23 protein-coding genes are annotated in these 26,054 nt (G+C 55.1%); 9 read left to right on the top strand and 14 right to left on the bottom strand.

Going from position 1 to position 26,054, the window contains the following annotated elements:
- Positions 1-64: 64 nt before the first annotated feature.
- The gene (locus RDV48_18935; protein ID MDQ7824882.1) at positions 65-913 is read right to left on the bottom strand and encodes a hypothetical protein; all 849 of its coding nucleotides are present in this window, start codon (positions 911-913) and stop codon (positions 65-67) included.
- A 192-nt stretch (positions 914-1,105) separates the two neighbouring features.
- On the opposite strand from RDV48_18935, the gene RDV48_18930 reads away from it, so the two are divergent.
- The gene (locus RDV48_18930; protein ID MDQ7824881.1) at positions 1,106-1,702 is read left to right on the top strand and encodes a hypothetical protein; all 597 of its coding nucleotides are present in this window, start codon (positions 1,106-1,108) and stop codon (positions 1,700-1,702) included.
- A 22-nt stretch (positions 1,703-1,724) separates the two neighbouring features.
- Here RDV48_18930 and RDV48_18925 read toward each other — a convergent pair whose 3' ends face one another.
- Complete coding sequence (locus RDV48_18925) at positions 1,725-2,537, bottom strand: hypothetical protein (GenBank protein ID MDQ7824880.1); 813 nt, start codon at positions 2,535-2,537, stop codon at positions 1,725-1,727.
- A 254-nt stretch (positions 2,538-2,791) separates the two neighbouring features.
- On the opposite strand from RDV48_18925, the gene RDV48_18920 reads away from it, so the two are divergent.
- Positions 2,792-3,217, top strand: a complete 426-nt coding sequence (locus RDV48_18920; GenBank protein MDQ7824879.1) for a hypothetical protein — start codon at positions 2,792-2,794, stop codon at positions 3,215-3,217.
- 151 nt (positions 3,218-3,368) lie between these two features.
- Positions 3,369-3,563 (top strand): hypothetical protein, encoded by a 195-nt coding sequence (locus RDV48_18915; protein ID MDQ7824878.1) that lies wholly within the window; start codon positions 3,369-3,371, stop codon positions 3,561-3,563.
- On the opposite strand, the gene RDV48_18910 is transcribed toward RDV48_18915, so the two are convergent.
- On the bottom strand, positions 3,552-4,283 hold the full coding sequence (locus RDV48_18910; GenBank protein MDQ7824877.1) for a hypothetical protein: 732 nt from the start codon (positions 4,281-4,283) through the stop codon (positions 3,552-3,554). The genes RDV48_18915 and RDV48_18910 overlap by 12 nt on opposite strands.
- 155 nt (positions 4,284-4,438) lie before the next feature.
- Positions 4,439-5,674, bottom strand: coding sequence for a hypothetical protein (locus RDV48_18905; GenBank protein ID MDQ7824876.1), 1,236 nt, complete (start codon positions 5,672-5,674; stop codon positions 4,439-4,441).
- Between the two features lie 215 nt (positions 5,675-5,889).
- Here RDV48_18905 and RDV48_18900 point away from each other — a divergent pair, with 215 nt between their 5' ends.
- Together RDV48_18900 and RDV48_18895 are read left to right on the top strand one after the other, a co-directional pair.
- Positions 5,890-8,844 (top strand): pitrilysin family protein, encoded by a 2,955-nt coding sequence (locus RDV48_18900; GenBank protein ID MDQ7824875.1) that lies wholly within the window; start codon positions 5,890-5,892, stop codon positions 8,842-8,844.
- A gap of 193 nt (positions 8,845-9,037) precedes the next feature.
- Complete coding sequence (locus RDV48_18895; GenBank protein MDQ7824874.1) at positions 9,038-9,964, top strand: hypothetical protein; 927 nt, start codon at positions 9,038-9,040, stop codon at positions 9,962-9,964.
- Between the two features lie 13 nt (positions 9,965-9,977).
- On the opposite strand, the gene RDV48_18890 is transcribed toward RDV48_18895, so the two are convergent.
- From RDV48_18890 to RDV48_18855, 8 genes are all read right to left on the bottom strand, one after another.
- The gene (locus tag RDV48_18890; protein ID MDQ7824873.1) at positions 9,978-10,385 is read right to left on the bottom strand and encodes a hypothetical protein; all 408 of its coding nucleotides are present in this window, start codon (positions 10,383-10,385) and stop codon (positions 9,978-9,980) included.
- A gap of 134 nt (positions 10,386-10,519) precedes the next feature.
- Positions 10,520-11,200, bottom strand: coding sequence for a hypothetical protein (locus RDV48_18885; protein ID MDQ7824872.1), 681 nt, complete (start codon positions 11,198-11,200; stop codon positions 10,520-10,522).
- 4 nt (positions 11,201-11,204) lie between these two features.
- A complete protein-coding gene (locus tag RDV48_18880; GenBank protein ID MDQ7824871.1) occupies positions 11,205-11,696 on the bottom strand; it encodes a hypothetical protein in 492 nt (163 codons plus the stop codon).
- A 53-nt stretch (positions 11,697-11,749) separates the two neighbouring features.
- The gene (locus RDV48_18875; GenBank protein MDQ7824870.1) at positions 11,750-13,015 is read right to left on the bottom strand and encodes a type II secretion system F family protein; all 1,266 of its coding nucleotides are present in this window, start codon (positions 13,013-13,015) and stop codon (positions 11,750-11,752) included.
- A gap of 26 nt (positions 13,016-13,041) precedes the next feature.
- Entirely contained in the window at positions 13,042-14,277 is a 1,236-nt protein-coding gene (locus RDV48_18870; GenBank protein ID MDQ7824869.1) for a hypothetical protein, read from the bottom strand.
- Between the two features lie 132 nt (positions 14,278-14,409).
- Entirely contained in the window at positions 14,410-16,494 is a 2,085-nt protein-coding gene (locus RDV48_18865; protein ID MDQ7824868.1) for an ankyrin repeat domain-containing protein, read from the bottom strand.
- 217 nt (positions 16,495-16,711) lie between these two features.
- Entirely contained in the window at positions 16,712-17,269 is a 558-nt protein-coding gene (locus RDV48_18860) for a hypothetical protein (GenBank protein ID MDQ7824867.1), read from the bottom strand.
- Positions 17,270-17,495: 226 nt separating this feature from the next.
- Positions 17,496-18,527, bottom strand: coding sequence for an alpha/beta hydrolase (locus RDV48_18855; protein MDQ7824866.1), 1,032 nt, complete (start codon positions 18,525-18,527; stop codon positions 17,496-17,498).
- 212 nt (positions 18,528-18,739) lie between these two features.
- Here RDV48_18855 and RDV48_18850 point away from each other — a divergent pair, with 212 nt between their 5' ends.
- The gene (locus tag RDV48_18850; GenBank protein ID MDQ7824865.1) at positions 18,740-19,504 is read left to right on the top strand and encodes a DUF2087 domain-containing protein; all 765 of its coding nucleotides are present in this window, start codon (positions 18,740-18,742) and stop codon (positions 19,502-19,504) included.
- 27 nt (positions 19,505-19,531) lie between these two features.
- Complete coding sequence (locus RDV48_18845) at positions 19,532-19,873, top strand: GIY-YIG nuclease family protein (GenBank protein MDQ7824864.1); 342 nt, start codon at positions 19,532-19,534, stop codon at positions 19,871-19,873.
- Here RDV48_18845 and RDV48_18840 read toward each other — a convergent pair whose 3' ends face one another.
- Positions 19,874-21,784 carry a M1 family aminopeptidase gene (locus RDV48_18840; GenBank protein ID MDQ7824863.1) on the bottom strand — a complete coding sequence of 637 codons (1,911 nt, stop codon included), beginning with the start codon at positions 21,782-21,784 and terminating at the stop codon, positions 19,874-19,876.
- Between the two features lie 197 nt (positions 21,785-21,981).
- On the opposite strand from RDV48_18840, the gene RDV48_18835 reads away from it, so the two are divergent.
- Positions 21,982-23,088, top strand: coding sequence for an aminopeptidase (locus RDV48_18835; GenBank protein MDQ7824862.1), 1,107 nt, complete (start codon positions 21,982-21,984; stop codon positions 23,086-23,088).
- Between the two features lie 86 nt (positions 23,089-23,174).
- Here the strand turns inward: RDV48_18835 and RDV48_18830 are convergent, their stop codons facing one another.
- Complete coding sequence (locus RDV48_18830) at positions 23,175-25,106, bottom strand: beta-1,3-glucanase family protein (GenBank protein ID MDQ7824861.1); 1,932 nt, start codon at positions 25,104-25,106, stop codon at positions 23,175-23,177.
- Between the two features lie 368 nt (positions 25,107-25,474).
- Between RDV48_18830 and RDV48_18825 the strand changes: the two genes are divergently transcribed.
- On the top strand, positions 25,475-26,054 hold a 580-nt coding region (locus tag RDV48_18825; GenBank protein ID MDQ7824860.1), incomplete at its 3' end, for a hypothetical protein.

The following is a 26,054-nucleotide window of genomic DNA, read 5'->3' as shown; positions in this document are numbered from 1 at the left end:
GGCGACGACTCACATTATAACAGACCAGCGATGGATCTTCAAGGACCTGCCTCCATGAGGCCTCTCAGCGCCTCACCAGGCGGAGAGCCACCCCGTCCCAAAGGGTATCAAGGGCCTCGTCGGACCACTGCTCCATGCCATATGAGGGATCACCGACTTCGATCCTGTTTTCTCCGAAGAAGCCGAAGAGCACCACTGAATGCTGGAGGCCAGGCGTCCAGCCCCATTCCCTCGAGTAAAGGGGATCTGCCCTCTGGCCCCTCCTCAATCCAAGGAAGAGGAGAGAGGGGTCGCTCCCGGCTTCACGGAGCCTTTTTCCGTTCCCATAAAAAATCTCGATTTTCCATGGGGTGCGGGCGGTCTTGAGGACCAGTCCCCGGTATACTCCCAGTCTCAAGGTGCCTCTCTTCCCCGTGAGGCAGAGCCTTGCCATCTCGCTCTCGGTGGCTTCGATGCCGCGGTGCCGGAGGAGTGTCGCCGCGGCGGCGGCAGCGCAGGTCACCGGCGATGTCTGCCTGCATATCCCTTCATCCCAGCGGTCCCTGCAGGCGGGCGGTCCTTCGAAAAGGTGGCCGAATGAGAGCCAGAGTGCCATCAATGCCAGGGGACCAAGCCAGAGGGCTCTCTGCCATGGTGCCTCACCGACGCTGTACCATGCGCAGCCAGCCATTGCCGCGGCAAAGAGCGGAGTCCAGTCTGCATAGACCATCACATTGCTCCATGGCAGAAGCAGGGCTGCCAGCAGGCAGTCTCTTGCGTACACGAGAAAAGCAATGACCATGAAAAGAAGAAATGCAATGCTGCCGGTTCTCTGCCGCCCCGTCAGTCCCGAAGCGGCACGCCTGCACAGCAGAAATATCCCTGCGCTCAGAGCCGTCATGACGGCGATGGCTGCCCAGAGGTCTCCCATCATTCCTCCTTGCCGGATATAGTTCCATACTGGCACCCATTTTACTTCTGAGTACTATGATGTCATATCCTGTGCTCAGGATTTATTGTTCAATGTGCTGTCAGGGATATTTCCGGGAAGGGCAGGGTCAGGCGGATGAAAGGAGTGGAGCCGAAGCTCACCGAAAAGATGGGGAAATGTCCTCTGGAGGATTCCATGAAAAGATGCCTGGTTTTTCTTCTGCTGCTGCTTTGCGGCACCCTGCAGGCCGTACCCGATACTTATGTCATCCTGCCCGGCGAAGGCTTCGGTCCTTATAAGGCATCGCTCGGCGCTCCCGCCATTGAAAAGCTCGTGAAGCCTGAGGAGTTCGGCGAGGGGGAGATGGGCGGCCTCCCCTCGGCCACGATCTTCATGATGGAGCCGAAGAAGCGAATCACCATCATCTTCGGTGAAAAAAGGCGCATCAAGACAATGAGCGTCAGGGGGCTTGAGTCGGTCTGGCACACCAGGGAGGGCATCACCCTCGGCACCACCCTCGCCACCCTGGAAAAGCTCAACGGTAAAGCCTTCCGGTTCCAGTCCTTCGAGGGAGAGCGCAGCGGGGAGATCCTTGACTGGGGCGGGGGAAAGCTCACCAGATCGATGCCCCGCGTGAAGGTCATCTTTGCATCACCCATGCATGCGAAGGGCTATGGCAAGCTTACCGGGGAAGAAAAGCTTGGGATCGAAAAGGAAGGGACCCTTTCTTCGTCAGATCCCGCGGCCCGGAAGCTCAACCCCGTGGTGTACTGCATAGAGCTGGCATTTTAATCCGCCGCCGGCGGCTCCGGAGCTAACGTGAGGCCTGCACGCTCACATGAGGCGTCAGGGCAATCAGGTAATCAAGCGCAGGCTCCCTCTCCAGGGGAGCATCTTTCACAGGAATAAATACTCTGAAGGTGGAGTGACCCCGCTCTGTCATCTGTTTTTCAATGTGATCGCTTGCTTCCCTGCCGTCTCCGAGAGCAATGGAGATGTGCCCGTAAGGGTGCTCCCTGGACTTGCTCCAGACCACCACGGAGCCGGGCTGCAGCGATTGCAGATCCTTCACGCTGACGGGGATCTCTTTGAAGGAATCCTGCGCTGCCAGTTGAGTGGCGCCCTGATAGGCAAATTTCCCTGTGAGGGTGATTCCCGATTTTTGAAGAGCTGCTTTTACTCCCCGGTAGCAATATCCTGTGGTATGCAGCTTCTTTGCAGCAGTGGAGGCGCACTTCGCGATTGTTTTTCCCGCGATGCTGTCATAGACAGTCTCAGGCTTCTCAACAACCGTTTCTATCCTGTCTTTTATATTTTCATTCCCTGCTCCCCCGGGGAGATTGCCATTACTGAGGGGTTGAGCGGCAATGGAGCCAAACTCACAGAGAAGGCCGAAGCCTATGATCGAGAGTCTGGCCAGGGAAGGGCCCAGGAGAGATTTAAGAGCCGAACAGGGCTTGAAAGAGAGTCGCTTCGCCTGCGGCATATCAGGATTATGGCCCAGGTGCACCTCGTCATGAAGAAGCGATGGAGCTGAGGGTTTTTCTTTCCTCTCGGCAAGAGAAGAGGTAATTATATTTGAGGGCTTTTTTGTGCAAGAAATGGGGGATCGGTTTATAGCTTCCATAGTGACCATCTTTTGTTGATCCTGCTCAGCTTCATTTTATAGAATACTCTCTCTCTTGTCAAGTGGCCGCATTGACTTATAAGATCGTGCGATTTTTCCCGATGGGGCCAATCGCGGGTCTGCCGTGGAGCATAGAGGGGCTTATAGTTTTTTCCTCTCACCGGTACATAACCTCACAGAACATGCTATAATATTCCGGAGCAGTACCCTTTGCTCACATGCCAATATCATATATGAAAGGAAGTGTTGTGATCATGAAAAGAATCCTCTGGAGCGCTCTTCTGGTAATGTTCCTCTTCAGCGCGGCGGCCTGCTTCGCAGCCCAGGAAATCCCGAACCTGGTAGGCACGTGGACCGCCAAGGCAGAGGGCGGTGTTATGGTGAAAGGTGAAAAGCCCGGCGCCAAGACCCATTATACCGAGCCATTCGGCACCCTGAGCGCTGAGATAACCATTGAAAAGCAGCAGGGCAGGGTGCTCCACGGCACCTTCAAGTCACCGAGGGCCACCGAGAAATTCATCGCCATCATCGGCAGAGACAATAAGAAGATGTATTATGCCGACGAGGATGGCTTTCTGGACGGGACCATAATTGACAAAAACACTCTCGAGGTCGTGTACCGCCACGTGACGGCCAAGGACGCCGTAGTGGCCGTGGGGGTATGGACCAGGAAAAAATAAGCGGCTGCAGAGATTTGCTGCCGATTTGCAAATATTGACAGCCTGTCCCCCAATTGTTACATAAATGCCGGCTCTCTTAACAATTCGGCAAAAGGCTTGAAACAGCGCCCTGCTATACTTTACCTATCAGGCAGGAAGGCGGTGGAAGGCAATGTCGGCACAGCAGGCGGAACTGAAAAAAGAGCAAGGGCGGGTCGAGAGTCTTTCAGAGCGGCACCAGGCTGCCGGCGAGAAAAGCCGGTCCATCAGGTCTGACGGAAGAGAGCGCTGCCGGCCGGGCGATCTTCTTTACCGTTGCTGGGATATTTACGTGGAGTCACCAGAGAAAGGCTTTTTACGGCTTTGACGGCTCTGCGAAGCTCCTGAGGGGACCTTCGGGGCTCAGGATGTCTGCCATTTCGCTGTATTTTATGGGAGCGTGGATTCCCTGTGACACATAGCTGTCAGTGAGATTGAAGAGAATGAGCGAGTCATCTGTGAGGAAAAAATCCTTCTCGTTCCATTTCTCAAGAGGCTCAATCCCCTCCCTGAACTCCTTTTTCGCAGCGGCACTGAGCCTGTCCCGGTAAGGCGCCCCTTTGCGGAACAGGCTTTTGAGGGTTATGGTGCCTCCCTTGGCAAGGTCAATTGTGAGGGCTGCATAGAGCTTCGTGGGATGGGCCGCGGCCTTGAGGTAGCCTATGCTGCTGTAATGGACGCTCAGGATGGCGCCTTTGATGATCTCGGCCGAGTAGTCCCGAATCTCTGTCCATGATGATTTGTCCCTGTTCCTTGGAAGCCTCATGAACTCCTTTTCCTTCTCATCAAGGTTCCCGGGGTAAAAAAAATCCTTGAGCATGGTGTTCATTTTGGCCTGGAGCTTTCTGTCCTTGAGACCCGCAAGCTGGGGATAAGAGTAGTCCACCACGCATATCTCGCCGCTCGATTGGAGGGTCATGCCCTTCTGGACGATCTGCGGGGCGCTCCCGGCGTCAGCTTTGCAGGGTGCGCCTTCAGGCATGAGCAAGAGGAGCAGGACCAGGAAAAGAGACAGAAAAGAAAGGAAAAGGAATCTTTTATGGGGCATCGGTCCCACCTCCCTTTCCATGAGTTCATCCTGCAGGGCTTTTTACCTCCTGCCATGAAACCGAAAAAACCCGGGAAACCCAGGTTTCTTACGGAAGTGGTCACTAAGCCTGATAGCACGGGGCTGCAGCGGAAAACTGCGCCAGCGCCTGGTTTTTAACCGAAGACAAACCCTCCATAGAGGCGCTTCCCGTTCGTGTCGGTCCCGTTATAGTAATTGGCGCTCCCGTAGCCGTCGGTCAGGCCCCTGTCCACGTACACCGCATGGGTGTCGCTCCAGGCCACTGCCCCGTCGGCCTGGGAGAGCTCAGACTCGGAGAGAGTGCGCACATTGTCTTCGAGGCCAAGGAGATGGGCGCTGTGATAAGGGTCATCTCCATTGTTGATGCTGTGAAGGGCGCGCTCATAAGATTTTGACCCTTCGTCGCCCTCGTTGAGGGCTCTCTTTGCCATTGCGGCGTAGCACATGGTGGCATAATCCTTGGCTTCGCCTTCACCCTTGAAGTTGCTCATGCGGTCTGCCGTCTGCAGCTCCTCGGGGGAGAGCTTCAGGTTGGTGCCGTCTTTCATGGTGAGGTTGTAGCCGTCAGCAGCGGAGCCTTCCACCTTGTCGAAGACATTGCCGCCGTATTTGTCCATGGCTGCCTTGATGGTGGACACGGCCGCGCAGTTCCCCTCGGCTCCCTGTCCCCACGAGTTGAAGAGGTCGCCCCACTTTGAGGAGCTGTCAACGGCGCCGCCAGCCTTCACGCTGTCGGGGCTGCTGGCGCTGCCGCCGCCCATCGCCTGCACCATGGTCTGGAGAAGGCCTACCATCTCCCTCATGAGGCCTATCACCTGGTCCTTGTAGTTGTCTTCAAGCTTTTTCTGCTCAGCTTCCTGAGCCTTCTCGGCTTTGTCGGCATCATTGGCTTCGCCCGACTTCCCGTCCTTTTCAGTCTCGCCGGCTTTTTTGCCGGTTCCGTCGTCGTTTCCCGCTTTCTCTGCTTCACCGCTCCTGGAGGGATCCTCCGCCTGCCCCTCAGTGCCTTCGGCCTTGCTCTCATCTGCGGCGGCGGCATCCTTCTTTTCGCCGCTGCTGTCGCCGAGAACCCACGATGACCAGGCGTTCCTGAAGGAGCTTTCCTTTGATTCGCCCGACTCTGCTGGAGCATCCACGCTGTCTCTGCGGGAGACTTCCTTCGAGAGGGATATGCTGTCCTGGGAGGCAGGTGCCGCCCCGGCTTCATTCACCTCATCCGCATCAGAGGTTTTATCACCGGCCTCATCGGCCGCTGAAGCCGACTGGGCCTGGCTGGCGGAAGACGGGCTGCTGGTATATGAATTGTCGTAGGAGGAGTCGCTTGACTCCGCCTCGTCGCACGATTCAACCGGTTCTATTTCGTCGCTCATATCAGTACTCCATGTATTTCCTGTCTTACCATCTTTTCAAGCGGCCCGCTGAAAGATAGATTAAAAAGCCTTGAAAAATAGCTGAAAAAGAAACTATTTTGCGCATTCTTTGTTAAATTATTATTCTTGCTGGAAACCTGCGCTGCAGAGCTGTTACAGGAATCGCCGCCGGGGCTGCGGAACATGGAGGGAAACGTTTTCAGGTGAGGTGTGAAATGAAGAGATATATTGCAGCGCTTGCCTTTATAATGATTACAGCCGCCTGCGGGGCCTGTGCCGAGGACATCAGGCTTGATGTGAAGGAGTTTACGCTGAAAAACGGCATGAGATTCATCGTGGTGCCGAGCCGTGTCAAACCGGCCTTCTCGGCTTACATGTTTTTTGATGCCGGTGCCATAAGGGAGGTTCCCGGCTCCACCGGCATCGCCCACCTTCTTGAGCACATGATGTTCAAGGGGACAAAGGATTTCGGCACCCTGGATTACAAGGCTGAGGAGCCCATTATGAAGGAGATTGACGCTCTTGCTGACCAGTGGTACAGGGAGAAGGAAAAAGAGAGAAATGCCTATGGAAGGCCTGACAAAGCTAAGATGCAGGCATGCCAGCATAAGATGAGAGCCCTTCTCGATATGCAAAGAAAGTATATCGTGAGCAACGAGCTCCAGAGGATTTACAGCGAGAACGGCAGCCTGAACTTCAACGCCTTCACAGACTCAGAAGTGGTCTGCTACCTTGTTGCCCTTCCTGCCAACAGGCTTGAGCTCTGGGCAGCCATAGAGAGCGACCGCATCGGCGGATCGGTGTTACGCGAGTTCTACTCTGAGCGCGATGTGGTGAACGAGGAGCGGCGGATGCGCGAGAACTCCCCATCGGCCTGCCTCTGGGAGGAATTCTACAGCATGCTCTACTCGAGCAGCCCTTACAGGAACCCTGTCATCGGCTATGAATCTGATATCTCCACGGTAAGACGAAAAGACGCCGCAGCCTTTTACCACTCTCTCTATGCTCCCAGCAATGCCGTTGTGGCGCTCGTCGGCGATATTGACGCGAAAAATGCAGAGCGTCTGATGAGAAAGTATTTTGAGCCTCTTCCCTCGAGAGCAAAGCCAGATATGCGCGTAATACTTGAGAAGGAGCAGCGGGGGGAGCGGCGCATAGACATCGAGGCCGATGCGAGCCCCGAGCTCATCATGGGCTTCCACGGCCCCCCCATTGGCTCAAAGGATTATTACGTCCTCAAGGTAATCTCCAGTCTCCTCACCCAGGGCCGCTCATCACGGCTGCAAAAGAGCCTTGTGATGGAGAAGAAGGTCGCCCGGTCGGTGAACTCATATTTCAATGTGGACCGCTTTGCCACCGCTCTCGAGATATCGTCGACACCTCTTGCGCCCCATGGAGCACAGGAGGTGGAAGACGCCGTCACCGCAGAGCTTGAAGCATTGAAGAAGACCTCCGTCGAGGGATATGAGCTTGAAAAGGTTCTGAACCTCATGGAGATGGGTTTCATCAACTCCCTAAGGCAGAATTCCAGGGTGGCTTATATGCTGGGCAGCGAGATTATCCGGTCAGGCGATTTCCGGAATTTTGACGAGCGCTCCCGCCTGAGGCAGGTGACACCTGATGATATCATGGCGGCGGCGGGGAAGTACTTCACGAAAAAAAACAGGACCGTCGCGGTCCTTACCAGGGAAAAACCTGGGCAGGCCGAAAAAGCCACCCCCCCCGTGAAGCAGCAGTCGCCGAAAGAGACGGCCCATGAGAGCAAGGAGAAAAAGAAAGCCGCGGCAGTGCTGCGCTCTTCGCCTGGTGCCCGGAGGGTTGCAAGGCTTCAGCTCCCTCCCCTGAAGATGAATTTTCCCGAGGTGGGGAAGGAGATCAAAAGAATTGTGCTGGGAAACGGCCTGGTGGTCTATCTCAGGGAAGATCACTCCCTTCCCCTTATCGACATGGATTTCATTTTCAAGGACGGTGCACTTTATGAAACCAAGGACAAGAAGGGCATTGCCAGGCTTACCACCTCCATGCTGAGAGGGGGAGGAACGGCAAAGAGAAGCGCTGAAAGCCTTGATGAGGCGCTGGACCGGCTGGGGGCCAGCTTCTCGGCATACCCCGACTCGCCGGAAAGAACGGACGTCGCCTTCTCCATTCTCTCGAGAAACTTTGACAAGGGCTACCCTCTCTTTGTCGAGGCAGTGACTGAGCCGTCATTCCAGGAGGACCGCCTCGACCTGCGGAAAAGCCAGGTGAGGGAGGATGAGCGCAGGAAGAATGATAATCCTTCCGATGCCGCCAGAAGAGAGTTCTCCACCATATTATTCGGCGATCATCCCTATGGATGGTTTAATGATCCCTGCTGGCCCGAGGTCCAGAAGATGACAAGGGCCGACGTGGAGGAGTGGTACAGGGCCAGGTATACGCCTGACAATGCCTGGCTTTATGTGGATGGCGATTTTAACACCGCCGGGATGACTGAGACTCTGGAGGAGACCTTCGGTGCCTGGAAGCCAGGCGAGGGCAGAAAGATGCCGGCTCAGCAGCTTGAGCTTTCAAAGAGCGGCGGGATCTATCACCTGCAGAAAAATATGAGCCAGAGCATCATCCTTATCGGCCACGAGGGAGTGGACCGCTACAGCAGCGACCGCTATGCCCTGGAGGTTATGGACTACATCCTGGGCCGCGGCAGCTTTGGATCGCGCCTCATGAAGAAGATACGGAGCGACGAAGGGCTTGCTTACGATGTGAGCTCGCTCCTGAATATGGATTATGCCCAGGGAGGCGCCTTTACCTGTTTTGCCCAGACAAAAGCAGCCTCGACAAGGAAAGTGATCGATATGATGAGGAGCGAGATTGAAGCCATGAAAAACTCTCCCCCGAGCCAGGGGGAGCTCAGGTGGGCAAAGGAGTCCCTTGTCAACCGCTTTGCCCACTACCTGGACAGCCATTCCCTGGGATACGATATGATGGGACTTGAGGTCCGGTCGATGCCCCGTGATTATTACAGGACCTATACTGCAAAGGTCAACGCAGTGACCCTCGAAGAGGTGAAAAAGGCTGCCGGGAAATATCTCCATCCGGACCGGCTTGCCATTCTCGTCGTGGGCGACAGGGAAAAACTGGGCGCTCAGCTTGAGGGCCTCGGCGGGGTGAAGGAGATCAGGCTCCAGCAATGAATCCTATGCCGGAGTTATCCTCATGAATGAACTTTTTCTCTCTTCCTGGCCGGAGCATCCTGGCGGGATTCAGCATTATGGGAAGCCGCAGTCTTGCAGAATGTTCAATGAAAGTTAACATTAGAGAGCTTGAGATAATAGCAGGAAGGCTTTACAATTAAGATGGAACAGTATGTGAGGCTTGGTGCACCTTATGGACAGAATCGACAGGATTTCAAGCCAGGGAAGCCCTCTTTCCCATGGATCGGGGAAGAATCCTTTGCTTTCAGGGGGGGAGCCCCTCGATATCCTGAAAAAGGGTGACGGCACTAATGACAGCGCCACCATAGGCGCAAATATTGCCCACAATCTGAAAGATTCCCCCATTTTTGACAAGCTGAACGCCCTCATTGCCGGTGCGCTCATGGTGTCCGGCGTGAAGGAGCTTTACAGCGGCCTCAAGGATCACGACCGTGTCAAGTTTCTGAAGGGCTCCAAGCAGACCATGTGGGGGACCTACCATGGGCTCCATGCCCTCGAGACAGTCTTCAAGACGGCCTTTTCGCTCACGCCGGGCCTCAGGATAGCAGGAGGCTTCCTCAATGCCGACCTGGGCCTTACGGGCATCTACAGGGATTACAAGGATGACAGGCACGTGGACAGGGACCTGGCGATGTCTCATGGGAGCGCCGCTTCATGGGGACTCCGCCATCTCTCCCTCGGCCTTAAGGACCTTGCGGGCACCAGATGGGCAGCTTCTCTTGTTGAAAAAGGGAGCCCTGCCCTCAAGGGCATAACGGCCAAGGCTCCCCTCATGGGAGCCATAGGCGCTGCTCTTGGCGTGGCGGGAGGCGCCCTTGATGTCGCCCTTGGCGCCCGGCTCTATAAAAAAGGCGTGGAGAAGGGCGAGAAGGAGTTGAAGGTCCTGGGGGCGCTTGACATGGGCGTGGGAGCGGCAATGAGCCTTTCCTGCGTGCTCTCGGGCCTCCCCTCCACACTTGTAATGGGGGCGGCAGGCATAGGGATGGTGTACCGCACATGGCGTACCGACAAGGACGAGATTAAGGGCTGTTTCCATATGGCAAAGGAAAAAGCCCATCAGATAAAAGACAGGGTGAAGGATTTTTTCCGCGAAAAATGAAATGGGGCCATTCTCACGGGGCCTTGATTTTGTAGGTTTTCCCGTCAAACTGGAACCAGCAGCAGTAATCGGAGTTTGCCGAAAAGACGATAAATATCTCGGGATACTTTCCCTTTGAAACCCTGAGGTGGATTCCCGTGTCAAGGCCTCCGTGCATCGCTTCCTTGTCAACAGAGAAGGGAGCGGTGCCCAGATCACGCTCATAGACGATTTTGCCCTCTTTCCTTATCTTGAAGCTCTTGGACGTCTCTTTCCTTGGGTCGGCGCTCTCGCCGGAGGTGATCTGGATTGTCTCCAGCACGCCGTCCTTGTCGGGGTCGCCTATCGTCTGGAAGAGGAGGTACTCGCTTTTTGCCTGCGAGGGTCCTGGTGCTGCGAAAAGCACGCCGAGAAGAATGAGAAAAAATACCAGCCTTTTCATTGATGCGTCACTTCTTTCTTATGCTCCAGAGTACATGATAGTGCAGATACATTCACCCCATTCTCTTTATTTCCTCTTTGAAGCTTTCGCCGCCAGTCTCCTCCTCTCCCGCGCTGACAGGTATGGTTTTCTCCCTAATCCTTGCCGCCGGGCCCGGGCGAGGGCGAAGGCGAAGGGGCCGACAGGGTGAGCTCAGGGAGGGTGAAGGCCTTGTCCAGCAAAAAATTGTATTTCCGCCCCTGGTAATACCTGAGGGTTTCGATGGAGAGCCTGCAGGTGTAGAGGTCCTGGGAGTTTTTTCTCCCGCTCATGCTGAAGGCTTTCACGTTCTTCGCCACGATGACGGCGCCGCTGATATCGCTGGTAAAAGATGCCGGCGCGGGCCCCGTGGCGGAAGTGGCGTCGAAGAGCGCCTTCTTTTTCGCGAGGAGATATATTTTCTCACCGCCATCGGCCGGAGAGAGGCTTCTGTCTTCAAAGAGATAATAGCAGGCCCAGTACTGCCACTGCGCCTGGCTGCCAGTGTCTCTCATGTAGGTTCCCCCATTATTCCTTGCCTCGGCAAGGATCCAGTATTTCCCATCGTTGTCATATATCATCGACGAGGCTGCCGTCTCCCTCAGGTCCCTCCCGAACCGGTCAAGCCCGATGACTGCACTGTTGTGAAGGTCGCTCATCACGTTGGTTTCGTGGAACCGTCTCCATGATGAGACGAAAAGGGCTGAACATAAGGTGAGGATAAGGGCCATAAGGCCCACACCTATGATAAGCTCAACGAGAGTGGCACCCCGGGACTTCCTGGAGAAACGGTCCATTATCTCACCTCTTGCATATCTTTGAAGAGAGCATGCACTGCTTTATCTGCAGGGAGCCCCTGTTCCCCGTGCTCTCCTGCCAGAAGACTTTCACCGTCACCTTGATAAGCTCTGTGGAGCCGGGCTCATATCTTGTATCGACATTGAACTGGTAATCGACACTGTGGGGCTTGTCTGATGACATCATACGGTAAGTATAAAGGCGGTAAGGCGGCACGGGGGGATAGAATGCCGCTCCGGCGTACTGCTGCGTGGCCGGGTCAGGGGTGTGATTGTTGAAAGTGGTGCCGTCATAAGTGCTGTTCTTGTCGATGTCACTCCATTTCATCACCCGGACCTTCTCGAGGATATCCTCGGCCAGCGTGAGGGCCACGTCCTGGTGGGTGGAGTTCTTTATCCTTACCTGTGAGAGAGGGATGAGCAGAAGGAAATACGAGATAATGAGGAGGAAGAGGAGCAGGGCAATTATCACCTCCACCAGGGTGAAGCCAGTCATATTTTTTCCTGTAATCCCAGCCTTCAGCACGGAGATCGTTCTCCTCCCCTTCTTCAGAATCTGTTGAGGGCGGCATAGACGGGCACAAAGAATGAAAGAATCATAAGCCCTATCATGACGCCCAGCAAGGTCACTGCCGCCGGTTCGATGATCTTGGTGAAGCTCTCAAGGCTCGTATTCAAATCCAGCTCGTAAAAGGCCGCTGTCCTGGAGAGCACCTCGGCAAGCTCTCCTGTCTCCTCGCCGACGCTCACCATCGCCACAAGGGTCTGCGGGAAGAAGGCGGGATAAGCCTCCATGCTCTCCCAGATGGTCTGTCCCTCCTTGATGTTTTCCGCGATGGATTGAAAGGCCCCGCCGATATAATAGTGGTCACACGTTTCTCCTGCGAGCATGAGGGCCTCGACAAGGTGGACTCCCGAGCTCACCAGTGAGGAGAGAGTGATAAGGGCATGGGTGATCACTGCCTTTACCTTCAGCTCCTTGATGACGGGGAGGGAGAGCACGAACTTCTCCCACCAGAGCTGGCCTCTTCTCGTGTTTCCTATATAAGCCCAGAGGGCGTAAAGGATGTAGAGAGCCACCACCACAGAAGGGATGAAGATGAAGCAGTTTCTGGTCAGGCCGAAGAGCTCCATCATTATCCTGGAGAAAAGGGGGAGCTCAAGGTCCAGGTCTTTTACCAGCGTCTCGAGGTGAGGGGTAATGGAGGAAAAGATGAGAAAGCCGCCGATGAGCGAGAGGGTTATCAGTATAAGGGGATACATGAGGGCGGTTTTCACTTTTTTCTTCAGGTGCGCTTCCCGTTCCAGCACGTCGGAAAGGTACTCGATGCTTTGCTGCAGGAAGCCTCCCTGCTCCGAGGCGCGGACCATGCTGCGGTGAAATCTTGTGAAGATGCCGGGGAAGAGGCCCAGGGACTCGGAAAAGGACCTTCCCTCTTCCAGGGATTTCTGTATGGCTGCAAAAATCTCGCGGGCACCGGCGCTTTCGGCCTGCTCGTTCAGGATGATGAAAGCCCTCTGGAGGGTCAGGCCGCTCTTGAGGATAATCGAGATCTCCCTGAAAAGAAAGGTGATGTTTTCAATGTGGTAGGTTCTGAGCTGAACGGCAAAGGGCTTCCGGGCCCTCTCAACGGAGATGATCTGGAAAGCCTTGTTTTCAATCTTCCTTATGGCGTCCTGGAGGCTCGAGGCCTTGACCTCGCCCCGCTCGATATTCAGCCTCAGGTTCTTGATCACATAGGAGAAGCGCTCCTCTTTCGGAGCCCCCGGGCTCTTTTTTTCCGTTCTGTACTTCTCCGGTGCTTTGTTGTGCATCGCTCTCCCTGTGATACTGTTTTTGGTCAGTCCTCTTCCCACGAGGTGACTGTCGGCTTACCCGCGGCACCAGTGCCGCCTCCGCTGCCGGCTTTTATCATGGCATTGCCTGCGATGGAAAGCTTGAGTCCTACCGCGGAGCCGTAAAGCTTGGTATCGCCATACATTCCGAGCTGCAGGGCGTTAAGGGAGCCATGTACTTCCACATTGCCGGCAACGGTGATAGTGTGGGCCTGGACATGGGCTTTCACAAGCGCAGCTCCATCTATGTGAAGAGGCTTGTGAGAGCCCTCCCTCACTATTATGAGGTCGTCGGCTTTTCCATCGCCGTTGATTGTCACATTGGCGAGGTTGCCGGAGGCTATTTCTGAAATGATGAGATATACCGGTTTTGTTGCCGAATTGATGTTGATCCTGGTGCCGGGCGCGACTTCTGTGAGGTAGGTGTATTTTGTGGTCAACTCCACCGTTCCCTGTACACTGCCAATTCTGAGGATTTCACCGGGCGCGGCATTGGCCGAGGGATCCTCGAAGGGGTAGCTCGCAATTGGAGGGGAGGGCATGGCAAGATCCGCTTTTGTCTCCAGGGTGGTGTTCAATGACCCTTGAGCGAGAGTCACCTGGCTTCCCGGTTTCTTGTAGATTGTAAGAGGCTTGGCAGGGGAAGTGGCCATTATGGTGGCTTTTTCGTCGAGGAGAGTGCCCACATCGCCTTCAATATTTATGGTCCCAGCGAGGGTCATCAACAAGCCGGGGTCGGTGGCGGGCATGGGAAAGTCAAAGTCGTACTGGCAGATGGCGTAATGGAAAGCTGCGCTCCTCTTGAATGTGGCCTTGACGGTGCTTTTCCAGACCTCCTCGCCCTCTTTCTCAAAGAAGCCCTCTGACGTGACGGTGCAGATTGAATTACTTGAGGTAAATTCCAGGGTGACCCTGTAATAACAATCATTTTCAGGATACAGCCTCTTGTAAGCAAAGGTGGAGGTGGCGCCGGGAGGAGTGTCATCGGTGAAAGCCTGGTCAGGGATGTTTCCCTGTATGGCCGAGAGATTGCTCCAGTCAGGGGATTTGTTGAGCGTGTAAGTGGCTTCGCTGATGCCCGCGAGAGCGGCCTGGCGGGTAGTACCTTCTTTGTTGTATTCCAGTGAATACCGGGCCTGCATTGTTGAAAGCCCTGCCACTGCGACGCCCAGGAGCACAAGTATGATGATGATGATAAGCACCATCACGAGGGCGAAGCCTTTTTGACAAAGCCTTTCCATCACCGTAACCCACCCCTTTTTTCCCTGATGCAGGTGAAAATAACTTCTGTTCACAGGAGCCGTGGTCCTTCACTATAATTATAGCAGAAAAAGGGAATTGTCTGTATGCGTGACAGGGGCCGAGCCGGCCTCTCAATGCTTGTGCAGCAGTGCCGCCACATCGCTTTGAGCGACCATCTCAGGCGTCCTTCCCTGGTGATCGGCAGCGTCTGTCCGTGCCCTGAATTTCAAAAGGAGCTCTATGATGGTCCTGGAGCCTCCCTCGGCAGCATAGTGGAGCGCTGTCATCCCGCTGTTGTCGCAGGTCTTTACCTCGGCACCTTTTTTTATGAGCTTTTCCACGAAAGAGATCTTGCCTTTCTCTATCGCAGCCATAAGGGGAGTCTTCCCGGCGCTGTCTGCCATGTTGATGCCTGCCCTGTTTTCTACCAGAAGCTTTGCGATCTCCCAGCGCTCCCATTCCACGGCAAGCATGAGAGGCGTCTTGCCCTGGCTGTTTTTCTGGTTCAGTTTAATGCCTTTGCTGATGAGGAGCCTGGCAATATCATCCTCGTAGGAGGCGATGGCGCCATGAATGAGGCTGTCTTTGCTTCTTGTGATGCAGTTGATGTCGGCTCCCTGGCTGACCAGAAATTTCACCATTTGTCTTTCCCCTTTTACGACGGCATTGTAGAGGGGCGTTTTTCCCTCGCGGTCAGCCACGTTAAGAAAGCTTGCGTTTATCTTGGAGCTGTAACAACATTCATAGAGATAAGACAGCATGAAGAAATTTTGAAGAAGGTGGAGGGGAGTATCGCCTTTTCGGTCCTTTATGTCCAGCCTTGCACCATTGTTTATCAGGGCCACGGCCAGTTCGTTGCGGTTGTTCTCAATGGCGTAGTGAAGAGGTGTGCGCCCCGCACCATCCTGGAGGTTCAGGAAGGAAGCCTCGTTCGGCATTTCTTTGTAAAGCAACAGATATAACATTATGTTTCCTTCGGCTGCCATCTTGTGGATTCTCATCATTCCCGAGGGATCGTAGACCAAGAGGGGGCCATTCCTTCTCGCCAGGATCTTCTCGATTTCAGGACTCCCGGAAAAGAAGGCAAGGTCTCTTGGCGTCATCCCCTCACGGTTCGCGAGGTCAAGCCTGGCCCCGAGGTTGATGAGAAGCTCCGCCATGGGCCTGTCGCCCCGCTGGGCGGCAAGATGAAGAGGAGTATTGCGGAAGTAGTCACACCCGTTAAGAGGGCATCCCTCTTCTATGAGGCGCTTCGCCCTGCTGATGTTTCCCTCCTGGACTGCATGCAGGAGATGGTCTGTAAGCTCCGGGCGGGATATTCTCATGGGAGCCGCCAGGCTCCATTGACTGACCTGGGAGGCCCACAGGGAAAGGGCAGAAAGTAAATCCTGGAAGATGGTCTTCCCCTGGCCGGCCGCGGGGCGGATTCTCTCGAGATCTTTTTTCATGGAAGAAGCTGACGGGTAGCGCTCGCGGGGGTCATGCCTGAGAGCCTTCTCAATTATGGCAGCGAGCCCCGGCGAGATGTCATGCCGAACCTTCTTGACAGGCTCAAAGTGAAATGGCCTGTCCTGGGGATTGATGCCCGTAAGAAGGTGGTGGAGAGTGGCCCCCAGGGAGTAAATGTCTGAGCGGGCATTGCTCTGGGACTTCCCGTACGTCTCCGGTGCCGCATAGCCGGGGGTTCCAAGCGCCACGGTATCGGCAGCCTTTCCAGGACGGTAAAAGCGGGCGATGTCGAAATCAATGAGCTTGAGGTGGCGCGCCGCGGTGACCACGATGTTGGCAGGCTTGAGATCGCGGAATATTATGCCGCGGCGGTGAAGGAATGTCAGCACGTCGCAGAGCATGAGGGCAAGCTCGATGGTCTCGTTCTCGCCAAGGAGCGACCTGCTGAGAAAATCCTCGAGGGAGATGCCGTCGATATACTCTTCAACGAGAAAGAACTCACCACCTGACGTGAAATAGTCTTCCAGGGCGGGGAGGTTCTCATGGGGGAATTTCGTGAGGATCTCCACTTCACGGTAAAACTTCTCAGTGATCTCCCCGAGGGTTGTGCCTGTCTCCCCCGGGCTTCTCGTCACCTTCATCGCAAATGGCTTCCCCTGGAAGTCCGCCACGAGGTAGACCCTGTTCATTCCTCCTTCGCCGAGAGACTTCAGGACTCTGTATTTGTTATAGACAACCGTGCCGTCAGGAATTACCCGGGAGGCCATAGATACACCTCGGGAGCCTCTCATGATATGCGTGAGTATATATTCTCCCCTGAGGCCCTGAAACATTCTCCCGGAAAAAACAATGGCAGCCGCCGGTTTTCCGGGAGCTGTCACTTTTATGCTCAAGAGCATGCCACAGGCCACGCGAAAAGCTCATTGCAATCAAAATCTTATTTCAGGCGTGAGTAAATATACAATGAAATAAGTAGTGCCGCCCTCAGTCGGGATGGACCACGCTGTCAACGGCGCCAAGCACCTTGCCGCCCAGCTTGAGGCCTGTCACGGCGGCGTCGCGGGCTCCCTGGGGAAGGTTGTTCCACTGCTCTGTCTGCTTTATGGCATCGGGAAGGCCCTTGATATCGGTCCCCAGCATCGCCGCTGCCGTTGCTTTCTTCAGGAATCCTCCGTTTGCGGCGCTCTTGAGCTTCTTCATATCCTCCTCGGGGACTCCTTCCTGGTTCTTTTCCGCCCGGGCAGCCTGCTTGTTCACCTTTTCCTTTGCCTGATGGATCTTTTCTCCCCAGCCGTCCTTGCCGTCAAATCCCAGCGCTTTCTTCGCCGCGTCACCGAAGGCATGCGCCATGCTGGAAGCCGTTCCTGAGCCTTGTGGCTTCTGCGGGGCTCCCTGAGTCTCAGCGGAGAGGCGGGTGCTTTCGGCGGGTGCCGCTTCGGTTTTCGGAGGAGGAGCCGGCGGCGGCGCCGGAGCCTTGGGGGCGCTGATATTCTGAGGTGATGCAATCCTTTGCGGTGACCCGGAAATTGTAGTATCTCCCATGAATATGGCCTCCTTATGTGGCAAATGAGCAGATCAGCCGTATTGTCCCGGCTATTTAATTATAGCAGCAGGCGCTATTGTATGGAAGAAGAGAAATGTTAACTTGTCATGCCATTGTGACATTTTTTCGTCATCTTTGTTACGAATTTGTAATAATTGCAGAAAAAGGGGGCGATGTCAAATTATTGACAAGCATGCCTGCTGGAAGATCTCTGGATGCCATCATCTAAAGGTACCTGTCAATGAACTGCGCCGCCTTTTTCAGAGCCCTTTTCCCTTCCGGTGAATCGGGGAGGATGGCCATGAACACATGGATCATCCCCTCGTAAAGGTCCAGCTTTACAGGGATTCCTGCCTGGTCCAGGGCCTGGTAGTGGCGGACATAGTTGCTCAGGAAAATCTCCTTGGTGCCTCCCTGGATCAGCGTCGGCGGGAATCCTTTCGAGTAATCTCCATAGACAGGAGAAACGTAGGGATTTTTCTGGTCCCCGGGCCTGGCGTAGGCATCGGCGCAGTGCTTGAGCTGCCTGGGGTAGGTATAGCTGGGATCGGCCTTTTCCAGTGTGGCATAGGTGTCGCCAGTGTCGGTGATATCTGACCATGGACACCACAGCACTGCTGCGGAAGGCATGGCGAGACCCCTGTCCCGCATCTTCAGTACTGCTCCCGCCGCAAGGCCCCCGCCCGCTGAGTCGCCCCAGATGGCTGTCCTGCCCGGGGGATACCCTTCCTTTTCGAGGGCTGCCAGCACGGCGATGACCTCGTCGGTCACCTTGTCCCAGGTGCCTTCCGGGGCAACAGTGTAATCAATTGATATGACGCGCAGCCCCGTGTAATAAGCCATAACAGCGGGGTTCCCTGCTGTCGATGACGCGCTGCCGGTGGTGTAGCCGCCTCCATGGAGGTATATCAGGATTTTTCCATTGTCCTTCCAGTGCTCAGGCCTGACCTCCACGACCGGCACTCCGCCCTTCTCTGCAGCCGTCACTGTCGCACCGAAGCGCTTGATGACGGCATCTGAGCTGGCTTTCCATAGTTTCTCGGCATCTTTGCGAAATTTCTTCCACCCTTCCCTGTCGTCAGGTGCAGGGTAGGGAGGAGCCAGGTGAGGATCAGGGAGCTTCCTGAGGAAATCCTGCCATTCCCCTGATACCGTCGGGGGAACATTCACGTATGACTCCCCTCCATGGGCTCCCGCGCTCAGCATGAGTGCCAGCAGAATGAAAAAAGCACTGCTGTTTCTTATGATTTTCAGCATTATTCCTCCTTTTCCCGGAGCCGGGGAAGAGCCTGGAGCACCATCGCTGTGCTTTCAGGGCATATACTGCACTGACCTTGTCATTCCCTCTCTCCCCGGTTGAGAGATCATTTAGCCGCAGCTGAAGGCCCAGTGTGTTCCATGATTGACAATTAGTAAACAATATTATATAATGTCTATAAATAAATAAACTAAAGGCAGAAATGTTTAATATGAATCAGCCGGCGGAACTTTTTTTCAGGGCTTCTATGGAAGAAATGATGAAGGGCCATGTTTTTGACAGCTCCCATGGAGAATACCGGTGCCTTTTCTGCGGGATGGCCTGGGAACAGGGCACAATCTACCAGGAGGGGCCGTCCCTGCATGACGCGGAGAAGGCGGTCTCACTTCATATCACTGCCGCCCATGGATCACCCTTTGAATATATTCTGTCCATGAACCGGAGGCATACCGGCCTCACTGACCATGCGAGAACAATGCTGCAGCTCTTCCACGAGGGATTGAGTGACAGCGAGATAGTCCGCAGGCTCGGCGGAGGAAGCACCTCGACAGTCAGAAACCACCGGTTTCTTCTCCGCGAGAGGGAGAAGCAGGCAACTGTCTTTCTTGCCCTCATGGGACTGCTGGAGAAGAAGGCATCGCGCAGGGAGAGGCTGATTCATCCTCACCCCACTGCCACTATGGTTGATGACCGTTACGTCATTACCGAAAAGGAGCGGGATGAAATTCTGAAAGCCTATTTCAGGGAGGGCACTGAAGGAACTCTGCTCCGTTTCCCCAGGAAGGAGAAGAGAAAGCTTGTGGTCCTCACCGCCATTGCAAACAGGTTCGAGAGAAAGAGGAATTATTCCGAAAAGGAGGTCAACGAACTCCTGAAAAGCGTTTATGATGACTATGTCACCGTGAGGCGCTATCTCATCGAGTACGGCTTTCTCGACAGGGAAAAGGATGGAAGCCGCTACTGGGTAAAATACTGAGCCCATGGGGAGAATGGAGATAAGCCGATGCCATCACACAAAGAGTTAAAGCTTCGCTACAAAGAGGCCCGCAAAGAAATGGGGATCTATCAGATACGGAACGTGAGGAACGGGAAGCTTCTCATCGAGTCAAGCCCCAATATCAGGGCCATCATCAACAGGAGCCGATTCTCGCTGAAATACGGCGTTCACAAGGACAGGGAGCTTCAGAAGGAATGGAATGAATTCGGAGAGGAGAGCTTCGCCATCGAGATTCTGGATCATCTTGAAGAGAGTGATGAGGCCGGGAGCGACAGCACTGAAGAGCTCAAAGCCCTGGAAGGGAAGTGGCTGAAAAAACTGGCGCGCCGCCGGGGGATCTACGAATGATCAGAACTTCACCTTTATTTTTTTCTCGCTGCTTCCGGGCGTCCTGACCGTAAGGGTCATCGCGGTGCCTTTCTGCCGCTGGAGCATATTGTTGAGCGCACAGATATCCTGCATCGGCGGATCCTGGCCGTCAATCTTGACAAGGAAGGTTCCCCCGTGTATTCCCGCTTTTGAGAGGGGCGTTCCTTTTATGATATCTCCGAACAGGACGGCAGCTCCTTCATAATATGCCATGCCGCCGCATCCTCTCAGCCCTTCGGGGCAGACCGGGGATACTCCGTCAGGATCGATTCTGACCGGGCATTTGTTCTCCCCTTTGCCGCGCGCCACCTCAAATATCAGCCCCCCTTCCTTTCCCACGTCAAGGGCTCCCCGCACTGTTTTCCCCTCTTCGGGAAGTTCCACATCACAGTGAATGGGCACACTGCCGGTGTTGAGGAAGAGGAGAGTGTCAATGATTTCTTCCTTTTCAATCTTTCCCGCCACCCCGGTGAGGCGGTAACGGGCAAAGCCGGGCCCGTCGAGATATCCCGAAAAAACCTCCCTGAGGCTCACCCTGCTATGGCCGTCGCAGACTGCCCTCAGGCGCCCGGTGGTGGAAGTCCTGTTCCTGCAGGAGGCTATATAATCCCTTATGGCCAGGCGGAAATTCTCAGGGCCCAGAATATGCTCCAGCATCTTGAGAAAGAGAGCCCCGCGGTAATAGGCCGATACGGTCTGCAGCATCCTGTTTTCAGCAGTCTGGGCCTTGCTCACGGGCGGTGCACAGTCAAGGTAGGGAAGGGAGAGGGCCTTGAGGCGGCGGAAGCTCTCCAGCTCACAGTCAAGTCCCAGGCACTGTTTAAGGGCGATGATCTCCGAGTATTTCCCGAATCCCTCGAAGAGCCAGTAATCCTTTGAAGCATCGGGGACTGCCATGTTTCCCCACCAGGTGTGGGAGACCTCATGGATAACGGTTCTCATGGGGAAGCCCATGTCATTGTTCCTGACTGGCTCAGTAAAAAGGGAGGGGGGGACAGTCATGGAATTGCAGAGCCCTGAATAGCCCCCCGGGAAGGCCATTATCTTATACTCGCCGCAGGGCGACGGGGCGAATCTCTGTTCAAAGAAGCGGTAACTCCCGTGGATTGTTGCTGCAAGTGTCTGTATGTTTTCCTCACGGGCCCCCGGGGGAAGGTAGAGATCCACGGCAAATCCGTCATCAAAAGTTTTCCTCACTTTTACCGCTTCCCTTGTGAAGAAATAGAGGCTTCGGTCTGTGAGGTCTTTGTACGCCGCCCAGCGGTAGATCTTCCTCCCCCCCTCCTGGCTGCAGCCGAGGAGCCTCCCGGATGCCATCACTTCGAATTTTCCCGGCACATCAAGGGTGAGCTCAAAGGGCGGGAGGGCCTTTATCTCACTGCCGCCAAGCCTGGGGAACCAGTTGTCAGTTCTCGTGATTGCCGCGTTGATATGGCATCCCGCGGGAGCAAGCCGGAACGCGAAAGGCCCGTAAGGATCTTTCGCGCCGCCTTCCGCTTCTTTCAGATCATATTCAATGAGGATCTGCCTTTCTCCGGCGGGGGATTCCGGTGGGTAGTCCGTCGAGAGCTCTCCACCGGCAAAACTGAATTCTATGGGCATGCCGGCGCCGTCAAAGACGGCCACCTCTTCAACAAGGGCGCCCTTGAAGTTCTGACCCAGGGTGAATATTACAGGGGAAGGACTGCGGTGGCCTCTGCCGGAGATGGTGGCCAGGGCTTTTACATGAAGGGACCTGCAGTCCTCCGGTATCGCCGCGCTTATTTTATAGCGTGTGATTTCCAGGGCATTCTGCGCTTCTGATGCCCGTGCACCGGTGAATGAAAATAGGGCAAGCATCAGAAGGGCGACCCCGGTATATTTATGAATCGACTGTTTTTTCATGTTCATTCCAAAGCCCGGGACCAAAACCCGGGAAGCTCCCCTATGGTTATTAATTGTTCGAACAGGGCCACTTTCCTTCGGGCCAATTGCGAGAAAAAGTTAAAATAAGAGTCTGTCCCTGTTTTACGGGAGGTTTCGATGCCATTTCTCCCGAAGTGGTGGGTGAAATGCCTCGCATGAACAGAAGGGGACGGTGATTCGCCTTGATAAATGTTGATTTCAGAGAAGTGGCCAGGAGCATGGTGAAGGCCCTCAGTATCCGCGAGGGAGAAGTGGTAAGCGTGAGGGGCGGCCTTCATATTGCGGCCTTCCTCGAGGAGATAGCCCTGGAGGTTCAATGTGCCGGCGCTTCAGTGATGCTTGAGATCATAAGTGATCATCTTGCAAGAAGAGTTGCCTTTGAAGTGCCGCTGGAATACCTGAAGCGTGCTTCCCTGCCGGCCCGGAAGAAGATCGAGATCACCGACTGCGTCATCTCCATAGGCTCAAGCGAAGACCCCCTGCTGCTCTCCGATCTCCCCGAAGAGAGAAGCCTTGCCATGGCCTCCGCTGCAATGCCCATAATGAAGCTGTTCAGCGAGATGAAAAAGACCAGGAAGCTCCGCACCCTTGGCATGGGCTTCCCAACCCCCGGGAGGGCTGAATTCTTCGGCCTGCCTTTCGAGGAATACCATGATCTCTTCTGGCGGGCCGTTCTTATCGATCTCCCGGCGATGCGCCGCAGGCAGAAAGCCATTGCGCCGTTTCTCGATAATGCGAAGAAAGTCCGCATCGAGTCTGAAAAAGGCACCGCAATCACGCTGTCACTGGAGGGAAGGCCTCTGCTGCTGGACTCGGGGATATTCGACGAGGAGGATATCGCCGCGGGAAACCTCACCACCAACTGGCCCTGCGGAGAGGTATGGGTTGCCCCCGTCGAGGAGAGCGCCGAAGGGGTGGCTGTTTTTGACCAGGTATTCCACCAGGGCAGGAGAATCAAGGACCTGCGGCTTGCCTTCAGCAAGGGCAGGGTAGTCGATTTTTCGGCGGAAGAAAACGCCGGCGTGTTTGCCTCAATGCTCCGTGAAGCTGAAGGGGACTGCGACGTGATGGCAGAGCTTGGCATAGGCACCAACCCCGAGGTGACAAAGGTCACAGGCGACACAATCCTCGATGAGAAGATTCTTGGCTCAGTCCACCTTGCAATCGGCAACAACAGCAGCTTCGGGGGGAACAGCACCTCGACCATGCACAAGGATATGGTGATAATGTGCCCGTCGCTCTTTGTAAATGAGAAGCCCCTTATCCTGGGGGGGAAATTCTGCGTGTAAAAGTATATCCTTTTTCTCCCTCTTTTTCCGAAGTTCAAGGGGTTTTTGAGCCCCCTCCGGCCTGTCCCCGGAGGGGGGAAAACCGTCTATTTGTACTTGGGAATCGTGATGGTCAATTCAGGAGACTGGTCGTTGGGATTGGTGCTGGCGGTGGGGTCCGCCGGGAAAGTGTCGTCGAATCCGAATGCATAGACCTTGCCATCGACTGCGAAACTGTGAAGGACTTTGGCGTACTCGCTGAAGCTCCCGGCCTTATAGTATTTATCAGGCTTGGGCTTATCGGTGGTCGTATCGCCTGGAGGACCATGAGTTCCCCAGTCGGCATAGCTCTGGAAAACGCCCCGGTTCAGTGCGGCGCCGATAAGGGCAGCCAGCTTTCCTGCTGCGGCCCAGCCTGGATTATCAAAAGTCTGAATCACGGTGCATGCGAACACCTGGCGGCTCGTCGGCTTGCTGACGGCAAAGATCTGATCCTGGCCGTCGCTTGTGCCTCCAGGAGCAGCTGTGCACTTTATCCGCAGCGTGTCGTCGGTGCTCGTCGGCTGGATCGCGTAGGTGAAGCCTCCGTATGACCAGGTCTGCGCCTGGTTTTCCGTCTTGGCATAGAACTTCCAGCCATCGTCAATGGATTGTGTATAGTACTTGCCCAGGTCCCCCGACGTGTCAAGGTTATCCATGGTCAGGTTGGGAGAGAGCACCCGCTTGACATGCTGTGCGTCGTCGTAGAGGATGCCCTGCCGGAATGCAGCGGGCATGCCCTGCAGAGCGGTCACGAAGTCCGAGCGGTTCTTCGTGGGATCGAAGCCGAATGTGCAGTCCAGACCGCTTGCCGTCGCGACGAAGTGCATGGTGAGCCCGAGAGCATAGAAATCCACCGCGCTGATATTGGCGACCACCTTCTTGTCTGGAGTGTCGCTGTCGAGCTCCATGAAATCAAAGATCGTGGCCTCTCCCTCGGGTGAGGGTGCCTGAAATCCCCATCCGTACTGCCAGACACCATTTTTGAAACCAGGGGGAGTCAAATTGGCGACGATGCCGGTCGTGAGGGGATTGCCGAGGGACACGTAGACCCTCCCGGATCGCATATTGGCGAGCGGCTGGTTGTAGCAGTATGTGTGCGCGGATCCTGTGACTGGAGACAGGCACGGCGCCGGGGAGGGGGCCGTCAGAGGGATGCTGTAGCCGGTGTTCGGATCAGGAGGCACTGCAGAGGTGTCACCGAATTGTGTCATCTCTCTCTTCACGCGGTCGTAGTAATAGGCAACGCAGATGTGTGAAGTGCCATCCGACGCCTTGACACTGTAAGGATCGTTGTTCAGGGGATTCGGTGTCCCGTCTCTCTTGGAAGAGTCATCGGGCGGAAGTATCAGGCCGGGATCCGTTACCACCGTGACATAAACCTGGTTATCCTCATAGCCCGAATTGTTGACGATCGTGACTTTGAAGGAACTTGGATCCGCAGGCGCCGTAGTCGAAAAACTGAGGACCGAAAAGATGACTCCATCCTCGCTCGCGACGTCCGGCACGATGGTGGTAACCTCGCCTGTCAGTCCGTCGCGGTGCAGCACGACGAGTTCCTTATGCACCGTCCCTGCGGGCAGGTTGTAATGCGGATCATCGATGGTGACGGGTTTGAGGAATTGCTGCCCCGAAGGCAGGAACGCGATGGACTGATTCACCACCTGGAAGCCTGCCTTGGATGGCGGTGAATTGTCCGCGGCGATGCCTATGGTAATTGTATCGTCCAGAGCTCCCGGTGGAATCGTGACCTTGGTACCGGTCAGTTCGCCGTTGCCATCGGGAACGGTTACGGTCCCCCCGGCAGGGCCGATTGTCGCGGAGGCTAGGGTTGGACCGATGCTGGGCACCTGGCTGCCGCTGCCCCCATCCCCGCCCCAGTAAGACATCCCCGTATCGCCGCTGCCCCCCGTGCATCCTGTGATGATGAGGGCGCATGCAATGCTCATCGCAATTACTGCTGTTGACCAAGTCTTTCTCACTATTCCTGCTCCTTTCATTGTTGCCTGCAATTTAGTAAAAATAATATACCTCTGTGACAGTGATAAGATCACGGCTGAGTGCAGTGCAGGCCTTCACTGTATCGTGTGCAGAGTGACTGTCAGAACAAAGCCCTTATTCTCTTCGCCTTCAATCAAATAATGCAGGAGAGGAAGCGAGGATTCCGCACATGGGAGAATTATACCATGAATTCTCGGCAATTACAATTTCCTCGCCTTTCACATCCTCTTTCAAGCAAATTGTTACAATTTTTCAACAAATCCCGTGGGATGTTACATTATGATAATATAAATGGACGACAATTCTGCTATAATGAGAGAAGGCAGCCAGGGTGCAGGCTGTTCATTTTCTCTCAAGGAGGCCCCAGATGGACGAGATTAAAAAGGTTGATTCTGCGAAAAGCAAGGAAGAAGCTCCTGCGGCGAAAAAGCCGGAACTTGAACATATGCGGGATACAAAAAGTGCGCAGGCGCCCAGGACCGGCGAACCGGACTCACCGAAGGAAAAGAGCGGCGATCTATCCCATTTCTCCAGGGAGGTGAAAGAGCAGTTCCTTGCGGGAGGGGCGGGAGTCTCTTCAAAGGCCCCTTCAACGGAGCCTCCTGTCAGGGTGGACGTCAATGCTGAGCCTGGTGAGAAGTATCCTGATGGGCCGGGGCCAAGGGTTGACCCCCTGTGGCCTCAGCTCTATGTGCCAGGACCCGACGTAAAGGCCGACGGCCCTGATATCAAGCCTATCGGCCCCAACCTTCAGATTAAGATTATTGGTCCCGACATCGATGCAATAGGACCTCATATCAAGGCGATAGGCCCTGACATCAAGGCGATAGGCCCTGATATCAAGGCGATCGGCCCTGACATCAAAGCGATAGGCCCTGACATCAAGGCGATAGGCCCTGACATCAAAGCGATAGGCCCTGACATCAAGGCGATAGGCCCTGACATCA

The organism is Candidatus Eremiobacterota bacterium (genome assembly GCA_031082125.1).
In the GTDB taxonomy this organism is placed as follows: domain Bacteria; phylum Vulcanimicrobiota; class CADAWZ01; order CADAWZ01; family Ess09-12; genus Ess09-12.
Note: the sequence above shows the minus strand (reverse complement) of the source record. Positions and strands in the feature narration are given on the sequence as shown.